The 12,676-nt window shown below is 64.4% G+C and carries 8 protein-coding genes; 6 read left to right on the top strand and 2 right to left on the bottom strand.

Annotation, left to right across the window (positions count from 1 at the left end):
- The first annotated feature begins 10 nt into the window (after nt 1–10).
- The 4 genes from AUL36_RS15900 to AUL36_RS15885 all read left to right on the top strand — a co-directional run bounded on the left by AUL36_RS15900 (nt 11) and on the right by AUL36_RS15885 (nt 4,163).
- On the top strand, nt 11–1,135 hold the full coding sequence (locus AUL36_RS15900; protein WP_062222333.1) for an ABC transporter ATP-binding protein: 1,125 nt from the start codon (nt 11–13) through the stop codon (nt 1,133–1,135).
- A 34-nt stretch (nt 1,136–1,169) separates the two neighbouring features.
- Nucleotides 1,170–1,940 carry an L-iditol 2-dehydrogenase gene (locus AUL36_RS15895; RefSeq protein ID WP_062222330.1) on the top strand — a complete coding sequence of 257 codons (771 nt, stop codon included), beginning with the start codon at nt 1,170–1,172 and terminating at the stop codon, nt 1,938–1,940.
- A gap of 67 nt (nt 1,941–2,007) precedes the next feature.
- A complete protein-coding gene (locus tag AUL36_RS15890; RefSeq protein ID WP_062222328.1) occupies nt 2,008–3,018 on the top strand; it encodes a zinc-dependent alcohol dehydrogenase family protein in 1,011 nt (336 codons plus the stop codon).
- Nucleotides 3,019–3,140: 122 nt separating this feature from the next.
- Nucleotides 3,141–4,163: a LacI family DNA-binding transcriptional regulator gene (locus AUL36_RS15885; protein WP_058633693.1), complete on the top strand. Its 1,023-nt coding sequence runs from the start codon at nt 3,141–3,143 to the stop codon at nt 4,161–4,163.
- 12 nt (nt 4,164–4,175) lie between these two features.
- Here AUL36_RS15885 and AUL36_RS15880 read toward each other — a convergent pair whose 3' ends face one another.
- Nucleotides 4,176–6,476 carry a mechanosensitive ion channel domain-containing protein gene (locus tag AUL36_RS15880; protein ID WP_062222326.1) on the bottom strand — a complete coding sequence of 767 codons (2,301 nt, stop codon included), beginning with the start codon at nt 6,474–6,476 and terminating at the stop codon, nt 4,176–4,178.
- A 379-nt stretch (nt 6,477–6,855) separates the two neighbouring features.
- On the opposite strand from AUL36_RS15880, the gene AUL36_RS15875 reads away from it, so the two are divergent.
- Nucleotides 6,856–8,376 (top strand): phospholipase D-like domain-containing protein, encoded by a 1,521-nt coding sequence (locus AUL36_RS15875; RefSeq protein WP_062222324.1) that lies wholly within the window; start codon nt 6,856–6,858, stop codon nt 8,374–8,376.
- Between the two features lie 123 nt (nt 8,377–8,499).
- Here the strand turns inward: AUL36_RS15875 and AUL36_RS15870 are convergent, their stop codons facing one another.
- Nucleotides 8,500–10,545, bottom strand: a complete 2,046-nt coding sequence (locus AUL36_RS15870) for a WecB/TagA/CpsF family glycosyltransferase (protein WP_062222323.1) — start codon at nt 10,543–10,545, stop codon at nt 8,500–8,502.
- Between the two features lie 159 nt (nt 10,546–10,704).
- Here AUL36_RS15870 and AUL36_RS15865 point away from each other — a divergent pair, with 159 nt between their 5' ends.
- Nucleotides 10,705–12,675 (top strand): acetoacetate--CoA ligase, encoded by a 1,971-nt coding sequence (locus tag AUL36_RS15865; protein WP_062222321.1) that lies wholly within the window; start codon nt 10,705–10,707, stop codon nt 12,673–12,675.
- Nucleotide 12,676 lies beyond the last annotated feature (1 nt).

Genomic DNA, 12,676 nt, shown 5'->3' with positions numbered 1-12,676 from the left:
GAAGTTCCCCATGGCCACTTTGCACCTTCGGAACGTCAAGAAGTCCTTCGCGGCGGTGGACGTCATCAAGGGCGTGAACCTCGACATCGCAGACCGCGAATTCGTCGTCTTCGTCGGGCCGTCCGGCTGCGGAAAGTCCACGCTTCTGCGCATGATCGCAGGGCTGGAAGAGATCACCGAAGGCGATCTCGACATCGACGGCAAGCGTGCCAACGACATCCCGCCCGACGAGCGCGGCCTGGCGATGGTGTTCCAGACCTACGCGCTGTATCCGCATATGAGCGTTCGCGAGAACATGGCCTTCGCGCTGAAGCTCGCCAAGGTTCCCAAGGCCGAGCAGGACCGCAAGGTTCAGGACGTCGCCCGCCTTCTTCAGCTGGAGCCCTATCTCGACCGCAAGCCCAAGGCGCTGTCCGGCGGCCAGCGCCAGCGCGTCGCCATCGGCCGCGCCATGGTGAGAGAGCCCAAGGTCTTCCTGTTCGACGAGCCGCTCTCCAACCTCGATGCGGCGCTGCGTGTTCAGATGCGCATCGAGCTGTCGCGCCTGCACGAGCGACTGAATGCGACCATGATCTATGTCACGCACGATCAGGTCGAGGCCATGACCCTGGCCGACAAGATCGTCGTCTTGCGCGACGGGCGGATCGAGCAGGTGGGCACCCCGCTGGAGCTTTATCATCACCCGGTCAACCGTTTCGTCGCGGGCTTCATCGGCTCCCCGAAGATGAATTTCCTCGACTGCGAGGTCGTGAGCACCGGGCCGGAGGGCGTCACTGTGCGCCTTCTCTCGGGCGCGATGCTGCAGGTGCCCGTCTTCGGCGAAGGGGCGAGGCCCGGCGAGAAGCTTCAGCTCGGCATCCGGCCGGAGCATCTTTCTCCCGGCGGGCAAGCCATGCTGCCCGGCGAGATCGTGGTGATCGAGCGGCTCGGCGGCCAGACCTATCTCTACATCCAGGCCGGCAATGGCGACCTGATCATCGCGGAAGCGGGCGGCGACAGCACGGCGCGCCTGCACGAGACCGTGCAGCTCAGCTTCGACCCGAACGCGGCTCATCTCTTCGACGGCAATGGCCATGCCCTGCCCCGGCTCCATCGCCATGCGCTGGCCGGATCGATCCCCAAAGCCGTCCGCTGACTCCTCCTCAAGCCCTTCTCCCAGGGAATATTCCATGAGACTTCAGAACAAGATCGCCCTCATCACCGGCGGCGCGCGTGGCATCGGCCTCGGCTTCGCCGAAGCCTTCGTCAAGGAAGGCGCCAAGGTCGTTATCGCCGATATCAATAGCGAGCGCGCTCGCACGGCGGCTGCCGGAATCGGCCCGGCCGCAACGGCCAAGGCGCTGGATGTCACCAAGGTCGAGGAGATCGAGAAACTCGTTGCCGAAGTCGATGCCGAGTTCGGCGGCATCGACATTCTGGTGAACAACGCCGCGATCTTCGACATGGCGCCGATCAACGCCATCACCGAAGAGAGCTACGAGCGCGTCTTCGACATCAATCTAAAGGGACCACTCTTCATGATGAAGGCGGTCTCCAACGTCATGATCCAGCGCGGTCGCGGCGGCAAGATCATCAATATGGCGAGCCAGGCGGGACGGCGCGGCGAAGCGCTGGTGACGCTCTACTGCGCCTCCAAGGCCGCGGTCATCTCTGCCACACAATCCGCAGCGCTGGCTCTCGTGAAGCACGGGATCAATGTGAACGCGATCGCGCCCGGCGTGGTGGATGGCGAGCATTGGGAAGTGGTCGATGCGGAGTTCGCCAAGTGGGAAGGGCTCGCGCCCGGCGAGAAAAAGGCGCAGGTCGCCAAGTCGGTGCCCATCGGCCGCTTCGCAACGCCCGACGACATCAAGGGCCTCGCCGTGTTCCTGGCTTCGACCGACAGCGACTATATCCTCGCCCAGACCTACAATGTCGACGGCGGCAACTGGATGAGCTGAAGCTCGCGGTGTGCCGGCGCATGCGCGTCGGCACGCCTCCTCTCAAAGCGTTCCCAAGGTCGATCCCATGAAGGCCATTCATTTCGTCGGCAAAGGCGAGGCGCGCTTCGCCGAATTGGCCGAGCCCGAACTCCAGCCCGGCCATGCGCTGATCCGCGTCATGGCATCCGGCCTCTGCCATACCGACATCGACGTGCTCCATGGTCGTTACGGTTCGAGCGCCTTTCCGCTCGTGCCGGGGCATGAATATGCCGGGATCGTGGAAACGGTAGCCGACGACGTGACCGGCGTTTCGGTAGGCGACCGGGTGGTGGTCGATCCGAACATTCCCTGTGGCACATGCCGAGCGTGCCAGCGGGGCCTCACCAATCTCTGCACCGATCTGAAGGCCTATGGCGTCACGCATGATGGCGGCTTTGCCGAATTCAGCGTCGTAAAAGCCAAGCATCTGCATCCGATCGGTTCGCTGCCGTTCGATTGCGCGGCCTTGGCCGAGCCGCTCGCCTGCGTCCTCAATGGATTGGGCGCATCAGGATTCGACAGCGATCCGCGACGCCCGGAGAAGGCCCTCGTCGTCGGTGCCGGCCCGATCGGCCTTCTGCTCGCGCTTGCGCTGAAGGCACGCGGCGTCGAAACGGTGTCGGTGGCCGATCTCAACGAATCCCGTCTCGCCTTTGCCGACAGTCTCGGCCTCGGCGCCCTGCCTTCCGGCTCGGATCAGCTGAAAGGACAACGGCAGGGCTTCGATTTCGTGGCGGATGCGACCGGCGTCGCGGGCGTTGCCGAGAGCCTGATCGATTATGCGAGCGATGGCGGAACCGTCCTGTTCTTCGGCGTCTGTGCGCCGGAGGCGCGCATCGCCATCTCGCCCTTCGAAATATTCCGACGGCAACTCCGCCTCTGCGGCTCGCATTCGCTGAATGGCCAGATCCAAGACGCCTTGGCGCTTCTCCAAGCCGACGACGGAACCATGGCGCGGCTCGTTTCGCACCGCGTGCCCATGGCCGAGATGCTGCCCTTCTTCGAGAAAGGCGGCGCATCCGCCGCCACCATGAAGGTTCAGTTCGCGGCAGGCTGATCGATCGCGTCTTGACGGAGACGGCGCGTCTGTGTGGATCGAGACGGGAGGCCTATGGGCATGGACCGGAGCCGAGAGCACCGGTGAGAAAGGACAGTGGAATGGACAGGCCGGTCAGGACGATGGAGGATTTTTCCGTATTCGTCGGCCTGTCACGTCCGACCGTCTCCAAATATTTCAACGACCCCAACTCGGTTCGCCGCAAGACGCGCGAGATGATCGAAGCGGCCATCCGCGAATCCGGGTTTCGGCCGAACATGTTCGCGGTCAACCTGAATCGCCGCCGCTCCAATATCATCGGAATGCTCATTCCGACATCGGCCGACCCCTTCTACAACGCCCTGACCCGGCGCGTGGAAGCGATCGCGCGCGAGGAAGGCTACCTGACCTTCGTCCTCTCGTCGGATGGCGACCCGGAACTGGAAGAGCGCGCTCTGGAAACGCTGACGTCGATGAACGTCGCGGGGGCCGTGGTCGCGCCGCTGGGGCTTCATTCCCGCGCTGCGGCGCTGGAGCGCTTCTCCGCCGCGATCCCGCTCGTCTATGTGGACTTGCCGCTGGATGAGGGTACGGCCTTCGTCGGGACCGACAATCGTCGCTCGTTTCAGATCATGGTGGATTATCTCTGCCGCTCCGGCACGCCGCCCTGCTTTCTCGGTATGCCGGAGGTCAACAGCAACGCCTCCAACCGCCGCCTCGCCTATATCGAAGCTATGGATCGGTTGGGGCTCCAGCCTCATGTCGTGCCGATCAGCGCCGAGCTGACTTGGGATTTCGAAAGCTTCGGCTTTGACGAGGTGTCGCGCATCCTGCGCGAGGACGGGTTTCCGACTTCGACCCTTCTCTGCGCCAATGATCGCGTCGCCTTCGGAGCGCTGTCCGCCGCTTGGAAGGCTGGAGTGAAGGTCGGGCACGAGGGCGACAGCGCGTTGCGGATCGCCGGGCATGACGATCATCCGCTCTCGCGCTTCGCCAGTCCGCCGCTGACCACGGTGGCGCAGAACTATAGCGAGATCGGCGGGCGAGCCATGGCTATCCTCCTGCGCAAGATCGCCGCCGAGCGGGAAGGCGATCCCGACCTGGACGCTGCGGAAGAGGAGCACGTGCTCCTCCCCTCGCAGATGGTGCTTCGCGAATCCGCTTGACGGCCCTCTCGCTCAGTTGGCGACGACGCGGAGCGATTGATCGTCGTGAACGGCGATGCGCTGCTCCGCCGCGAAGAAGCGGATATGCTCGTCATCCAGTCGGCGCTTCAGCCGTCGATTGAACTCGCGTCCGACCCCCCATTGCTGGAGCGGCTTGCAGCGGATCGCCCCCTTGATCACGACACCCTCCCGGGTGAACCCGTCCACGCCCCACATCTCGATCGGCGCCAGCATCATGTCCCCATAGGTCGCGTCCGTCAGGAGATCGCGGCCGACCTCCTGCATGATCTCCATGGTCCGGTCCACGTCTGCGCCGAAGGCGATGGAAACGTTGAGCGGAAAGATGCCGAAGCCGCGCGAATTGTTCTGCAAGGCCTTGATCTGGCTGAAGGGCACGGAATGAAGCGCCCCGTTTCCGTCGCGGATGCGCACGGTGCGAATCGTCAGGCCCTCGACCGTGCCCGTCCGATCTCCCGTCGAGATGACATCGCCCACCGCGATCGTGTCCTCGAAGATGATGAAGAAGCCGGTGATGACATCCTGCACGAGCTGCTGCGCGCCGAAAGAGAAGGCCAAGCCGATGACACCCGCGCCGGCCAGAAGCGGCGTGACGTCCACACCGATATTGGCGAGCATGGCGATCACCGTGACGACCGACAGCACGACGAAGACGAGATTGCGCAGGAGAGGCAGAAGCGTGCGAATGCGGCCCGAGCGATTGCGCGTCCGGCCTCGGCTGTCGGTCGGCTGAAGCGAATGCGTGACGGCCGTGTCGATCGTCGTCCAGATCGCGTAGATCACGGCCGGCACGAGGATCAGCGACAAGGCCGGGCGCAGGAAACGCTGCCCCCGCTCCGAGCCGAGCCAGCCGGCGAGATCGAACCCCCAGACATCGACCGCCTGCACCAGAACGAAGGCCGCGACGGCAATCTGAAACAGGAGGTGGAAAATATCGAGATAGCGCAGCATGATGGCGCTGCGCAGCGTCACACGCCCACGGCCCATGCTGTCCGCCATGCGCTTGAAGCCGGCATTGGCGACCGCCAGCAGGGCAAGGCCGCCAAAGATGTAGAGAAGCGCACCCGAGCTTTCGAGAATGAACTGGCCGTTGCCTGTGCCTGTGAGGCGCGCGACGACATTGGCGACGACGAAGGCCAGTGCGACCAGATGCCAGGATGCCGCGAGAGCATGGAAGGCCGACGAGAAGATGCCGGACGAATGGTCCTGCCCCTCCCGGTCGCGGTGGCCTCGGATTAGAAGGCTACGCACTGTCAGGCGATGGCGCATGATGAAGGCCGCCGTCAGCACGGCGAGGCCGAGGTCGATCAGCAACGAGGCGACGTCTGCCACGTCGAAGCCCACGACCACTCGCAGCGAGAACTCGCGCAGCACGCCCGCCGTCGCCGCCAGGGCTGCGAGAAGGCCGACCCAACCCAAAAGCCGCCGCTGCGCATAGCCGACGAGACGCCAACCCCGAGAAGGCCCCAGCGCCATCAGGAGATAGTAGAGAATCTGGCGCGTCGCGAGCGCGGCGAAGAGCGGCGAGAAAAGCGCCAGAAACAAACGCCCGTCTTGCCAAGAGGGCGCGAAGGCAGCCGCCCAGCCAGAGGCCGTCGCCACGACAACAAACAGCGGAATGAGGCCGAACGGAACGCATTTGGCGATGGCGCGCGCAATCTGGAAGGCCGTGCCCCCCGGCCGTTGTTGCAACTCGCGATGGCGTCGCAACCAGTTGTTGCGAAACAGGATGAGAACAAGGCCGATGACCACGGCGGCGCCCGGCAGCGCCCATTGAAGGAAGTCGATCGTGGCCTGCCCACCAAGCGAGCTGTCGATGCGCGCCTGAAGCTCATCCACGGCGCGACCGAGCTTTTCTTCCACGGGAGCGCCGAGGCTGGTGGCTTCCATGCCCTGCCCGCTTTCGGCGAGGCTGGAGGAGATCGCACCGATCAGCCCCTTCTCGCCGATGATCGGCGCGGCCTCGTCCTTCGCCGGCGCCTCGGCGGGCGCGCCGGTCGCCTTGCCAGCGTCGGCCGTGCCGGAGGAGTTGGTGCCCAACGCACCTTCCACCGACCGCAATTCGTTCAGAAGTGCGGCCCGCCTCGTATCGTCGGACAAGAGGCCGATCACCCTCTGGAGGGCTTCACGATCGGCCTGCGGGTTCGTCTCCGCGCTGGCGGCGGTTTCCGATTTGGACGCTGCGGCCGTCGTGAGTCCGGGAATAGCGGGGATTTGGGCCCGTGCCGTCGATGGGAAGCCGAGTGTCGCATAAAATAGGCAAAGCGTTGCGATCGCGGCGAAGAGCTTCTGCAAGGAGGCCTCGTTCGGTTTCGCTCCGGACCGCAACGCGAAATCGCTGCCACTCAGCGATCATCAAAGCGTCCGGACCGAGCGCTGTCGGTTTGTCAAAGCCGGGCGGAACTCAAGCCCGTCGAGATGCGGGGTCAACCGCCTTTGATGCTGCCATGCAGCAAAAGAATGGTGAGCTTTTCCCGATCGTCAGCCCCTGGATGGAAATAATATGAATTCACGCAGGCGTGATTTCCTCAAACCCCGTCGGTCGACGCCCTCACCGCTTGCCCGAACGACAACGTGACGCATGTTCTCACGAACCCGTTAGGCGCCTGAGCGTCATAGGACTGCACATCGGGGAGCCTATGATCCCCAAAGCCTGGAAGCATCGAAGGACGCCATGCACGGTCGAGCCCCGGAAACGCCTGCCTCGCCCCCGGCCCTTTCAAGAGAGGCCGAGGTTTCGCCCTTTCGACCCCTCGAAAACTGCCTCTGCGTCGCCGAAGCCCATCGCGCCGCGCTGATCATCGATGCGGATGATTATTTCGCCCATGCGCGCGCGGCCATGTTGCGGGCCAAGCGGCGCATCGTGCTGATCGGCTGGGACTTCGACGCCCGCATTCGCCTCGGCCGATCCGCCGGGGATCGCGCACCTGAAAAGATCGGCGACTTCATCTATTGGCTGGTCGAGCAGAACCCGGCGTTGGAAGTCTTCCTTCTGCGCTGGGACCTGGGCGCTCTGAAGACGCTGACGCGCGGCTCGACCATGCTGACCGTGTTCAAGTGGATGGCCCATCACCGCATTCACACCAAGCTCGACAGCGTGCATCCACCCGGCGCCTCCCATCATCAGAAGATCGTCGTCATCGACGAAAGCCTCGCCTTCTGCGGCGGCATCGACATGACCGAGGAACGCTGGGACACGCGGGCCCATGTTCACCACGACCCGCGCCGTCTGCTGGTTAGCGGCAAACCGCACAAGCCTTGGCACGATGCGACGACGGCCGTGGACGGGCCGATGGCCCTGGCCCTCGCGCAGGTCGCGCGCGATCGGTGGCACGATGCCGGCGGGCGACCGATGGAGCCGCTGGGCCGAGTCTACGATCCCTGGCCGGAGCGCTTGGTTCCCCATTTCGAGAATGTGAGAATGGCCGTATCGCGGTCGAGCCCGCCCAATCCGTCGCACGGGCCGATCCTCGAAATCGAGAACCTCTATCTCGAACAGATCGCCGCCGCGCGGCGGGTGATCTATGCCGAGAGCCAGTATTTCGCCTCGCGGCGGATCGCGGAGGCCATCGCCAAACGCCTGGATGAGGAGGACGGCCCCGAGATCGTCCTGATCAATCCACTGTCCGCGCAAGGCTGGCTGGAACCGCTGGCGATGGATACGGCGCGCGCGCGACTGCACGAAGTGCTACGCCGGCACGACCGGCATGGACGGTTTCGCATCTATCACCCCTTCACCGAGGGTGGCGACCCGATCTATGTGCACGCCAAAATCCTGATCGTGGATGACCGCATCCTACGCGTCGGTTCGTCCAACCTTAACAATCGCTCCATGCGCCTCGACACGGAATGCGACGTGACGGTCGATACCGCGCTTCCGGGCAATTTCGATAAGGCCTCAACGATCCGGGCGCTGCGGGACGATCTTCTGGCCGAGCATCTGAACAGACCGCAGGGCGAAGTCGCGGCCGAGATCGAGCGAACCGGTTCGCTGATCGCCGCCATCGAAGCCTTACGTGATTCCGGCAAGTCTCTGCGCCCCTACGAGCCGCCGGAACTGACGTCGATCGAAGAATGGCTGGCCGACAACGAGGTGCTCGACCCCGAAGGACCGGACGAGATGTTCGAACCGTTCAGCAAGCGCGGGCTGTTTCGCCGGCTGCGCCCCGGCGGGAAATGGCGCCGGAAGAGCTAAAGAAAAAGCCCGCTCCGGGGAGGACGGAGCGGGCTCGAAACGTGCAACGATCTGGGAGGAAGTGTTGCTTGCTCAATAAACCAGCTTTGCTCGTGCAGGAGAAGCGCTGCCTGCACATAGCTCCTATGCAGCGTCTTCCGTGATCCGCGCCGGCGGCGCTTGCCGCGTCGACCGAATACGATCCGCCACGTCCTTCGAGGTCGTATCGCTCGTCTGCGGCAACAACAGCCCGGACAAAGCGTTTCGAATATCGGTTTCGAAGGCCCGCTCGCGCGCCAGACGCCAGGCCGCGCCATCGCGCCCGTCCGGGCGCGGTGCTTGCAGCGTTTCCAGAATGGCGTTGACCATATCGGTCGCGCTATTGGCGAGGCGCAGATCCAGCGGCGGATCGTCGATGCCGCGCAGGGCAACCGTCGTCGCGACGGTGGGCACACCAAGCCCGAGGGTCTCGATCGTCTTGATCTGCACGCCCGATCCCGTGGTGCTGGGAATGACCACCACGGAGCACGACCGCAAGAACGCCCCGGCATCCGGCACAAATCCGGCGAAGCGAACGGAACCTGTCACGGTACCTGGCGGATGGAGCGATTTGCCGCCGACGACGACCTTCACATGAGCCGGCAAGCGGGGTGCGACGGCCGTGAGAAACCAGTCAAGGCCTGCCCGATTGACGTCCCAGACCCAGCTTCCCAATAGACCGACATCGATCGTCGGCTCCGGCAGGGCCTCGGCCGACGAGAGGAAGGGTTGGCCGGGCAAGCCGAAACTGCGAACCGGCGTCTGCGGCGACAGGCGGGCCAAAGCCGCCGCATCGTCTTCCGCCAGGGTCCAGACTTCGCGCACGCCCGCCATCGCCTGTCGCTCGACCGCCAGGAGCCGTTCGCCTTCGCGTCGATAGATCCACGCTTTCAGACGGTCGCGAAGACGGGGCTTCGCCACATCGGACAGGGCGTCGCCATGCCCCTCGTAGAGCTGATGCTCGACATTGTGGGCGATCAGAACGGTCGGCAGATCGGCAGGCAGAAGCGGAAGAAGCCAACTGGCCTGGGCATGATCGACCACAGCCAGATCCGCGGGCACGCTGCGCAAGCGCAGGCGCACGAAGCGGCGCATGGCGCGGGAAACGTATTTCTGCACGGAATAAGGACGCCTCGCCAGAAAGGCCGACGCCATCCAGGCCCCGCTGCGCACGGGACGACCCGCACTCTCGATCGGCCAGTCCACAGGCGACAGGAAACCGACCGGCAGGTCGTCCGCCTGTCCCTCCCGCCGATAGGCGATGACCTCGACGTCGCAGCCCGACGCTTTCAGCGCGTCGATGAAGTTCATGGAGGCGATTTCGCCGCCCGTCATCCGCTCGTGCGGCATGACGGTCGTGAGAAAGAGAACGCGTTTGGGCGACGCCGGCCGATCCACCACCATGGGTCCCTCCTGACGCAGTCGCGCCCATTCCCGGCCGGCCAAGGCGAAGACGGCAGGCCCCCGCTGAAGATAGCGCGAGGCCATTCGCCGAGGGTCTTGCGCCAAACGGTGCAGCCATTCGAGCCCGGCCTTGCGAAAGAATTCGGGCGCGCGCTTCTGCCGCCCGGTCAGGAAATCGATGCTCGCTCCGACGCAAAGCGCCAACCCATGCACCCGCCCCGCCCGGCCGAGATCGTGCGCGAAGAACTCCTGTTTGGGGAAGGATAAGCAGACGAGCAGCAGGTCCCACCGCGTGCCTGCCGTGCGCGCCACCGTTTCCTTCCATTCCGGCGAGCCGATGGAGAGCCTTTGCGCCGATGGAATCAGCGTCAAAGACACCGAGGGAAAGCGCTGCTGGAGATCGCGGAAGGCGTCCATATCGGGGCCGATCACGGCAATCCGCATCGCCGGAAAGAGCGGGCGTTCGAGCAGGTCCCGCGTCAGGTCGGAGCCGGGACAAGGCGTCAGGTGAAGACCCGACAGGCCAGCCAGTCGCGATAGGACGCGGCTGTCGCAAATCTGAAAGAGCGCACCATCATACACTTCGCGCAAGGCGGCGTCGCCACGATGATAGGAAACGACATGGTCCACATTGGGCGTGACGACATAGCCGAATCGCCCCCGCAGCGCCTCGCGGAAGGCCGACCGAACGCCGGCCAGATTCGCGTCGAGAAATCGCATCCCGAGGTAATCGATCGTCGATATCATCCGGTGGCCCTTCCGTATCGGAGCCAAGGTATGAGGACGGCCTTTAACAGGATGTTTCATTCCCAAGATCATCTGTGGACTTGGTTTACAGTGACTTCTTGACGCTTGAGCCTGCGTCATACTCCCATCGTTTCATCCCGTTTCAGCGAGGCCCGATCCATGGTCACTTCCCTTCCGCTCTGGAGCCCGTCAGCCGACCGCGCAGCCGCGTCCGGCATGGCGGCGTTTCGCGCGTTCTGCGAAAAGCGGTCGGGGTCGAGCTTTGCCGACACGCCGGCGCTGCATGACTGGTCGCTGGGACAACCGACAGCCTTCTGGGATGCCGTCTGGGATTTCTTCGGCGTCGTCGGCGAGAAGGGCTCGGTGCCGATCGAGAACGAAAGCGCCATGCCCGGCGCGCGCTTCCTGCCGGGAGCCAGGCTCAACTTCGCCGAAAACCTTCTGCGCCAGTTGGACGGGATCGATGGCGAGGCCGACGCGATCATTTCCATATGCGAAGACAAAAGCGAGCGCCGTTGGTCCTGGAACCGGTTGAGGGCCGAAGTCTCCCGCCTGCAACAGGCCATGGCCGCTGCCGGCATCGCGGCGGGAGACCGCGTGGCCGGTCTTTTGCCGAACATTCCCGAATCCATTGCGGCGATGCTGGCGGCCACCTCGCTCGGTGCCGTCTGGTGCTCCGCCTCCCCGGATTTTGGGCCTCGCGGCATTCTGGATCGGTTCGGCCAGATCGAGCCCAAGCTGCTGCTCACGGTCGATGGCTACTGGTATGCCGGAAAGCGGATCGACCTGCGCGACAAGCTGGCCGAAGTGCTGCCGCAGCTTCCCTCGCTGGAAGGTGTCGTCGTCATTCCGCTGACAGAGAACGGTCTCGATCTATCCGCGCTGCCGAAGGCGATCGGCTGGAATGCCTATATCGAAAACTTCGCGCCGGCCGAGCTGCGCTTCGAGCGTCTGCCGTTCGACCATCCGCTGTTCATTCTCTTTTCGTCGGGCACGACGGGCGCTCCCAAATGCATCATCCACCGCGCCGGTGGCGTTTTGCTCCAGCATTTGAAGGAGCACGGGCTGCATACGGACGTGAAGCCGGGAGACAGGCTCTTCTATTTCACGACGCTCGGGTGGATGATGTGGAACTGGCTCGTGTCGGGTCTGGCGCGCGGGGCGACGCTGCTGCTCTTCGACGGCTCGCCCTTCCACCCCGCGCCATCGGTTCTCTTCGACTATGCCGAGCGGGAGGGCATGACCCATTTCGGCACATCGGCCAAATATATCGACGCGCTGCGCAAATCCGGCGTGCGCCCTGCCGAGAGCCATGACCTGACGAAGCTTCGGGCCATGATGTCCACGGGCTCGCCGCTCAGCATCGAGGGCTTTCGCTTCGTCTATGAGGGCATCAAGGCCGACCTGCATCTCGCCTCGATTTCGGGCGGAACGGATATTGTCTCCTGCTTCGTGCTCGGCGATCCGACGCGGCCGGTCTGGCCCGGCGAGATCCAGGGGCCAGGGCTCGGCATGGCGGTCGAGGTCTGGACGGACGAGGGCAAGCCGGCTGCGGTGGGTGAAAAGGGCGAACTCGTCTGCACCCAACCCTTCCCGGTGATGCCGCTCGGCTTCTTCGCCGATGACAGCGGCGCGAAATATCGCGCGGCCTATTTCGAGCGCTTCCCCGGCGTCTGGTGCCATGGCGACTTCGCCGAGCGCACCGAGCATGGTGGGCTCGTGATCCACGGCCGCTCGGATGCGACGCTCAACCCCGGCGGCGTGCGGATCGGCACGGCCGAAATCTATGCGCAGGTGGAAACAATCCCCGAGATCAACGAGGCCATCTGCATCGGGCAGGAGCATGAAGGGGATGTACGCGTCGTGCTCTTCGTCACGCTGCGCAACGGCGCACGGCTGGAGGACGCCTTGCGCGACACGATCCGTCGGACGATCCGGGCGGGCGCTTCGCCCCGCCATGTTCCGGCCGTGATCGTGGAGGTCTCCGACATCCCGCGCACCAAAAGCGGCAAGATCGTGGAACTGGCCGTGCGCGACACGGTGCATGGCCGCGAGGTCAAAAACAAGGAGGCTCTGGCGAACCCCGAGGCTCTGGACCTCTATCGCGACCTGCCCGAACTCCGCGCCTGAG

Origin of the sequence: Aureimonas sp. D3, assembly GCF_001463805.1 — a bacterium.
In the GTDB taxonomy this organism is placed as follows: domain Bacteria; phylum Pseudomonadota; class Alphaproteobacteria; order Rhizobiales; family Rhizobiaceae; genus Aureimonas; species Aureimonas ureilytica_A.
The sequence above is the reverse complement of the archived record's forward strand: the minus strand, read 5'-3'. Positions and strand labels throughout refer to the sequence as shown.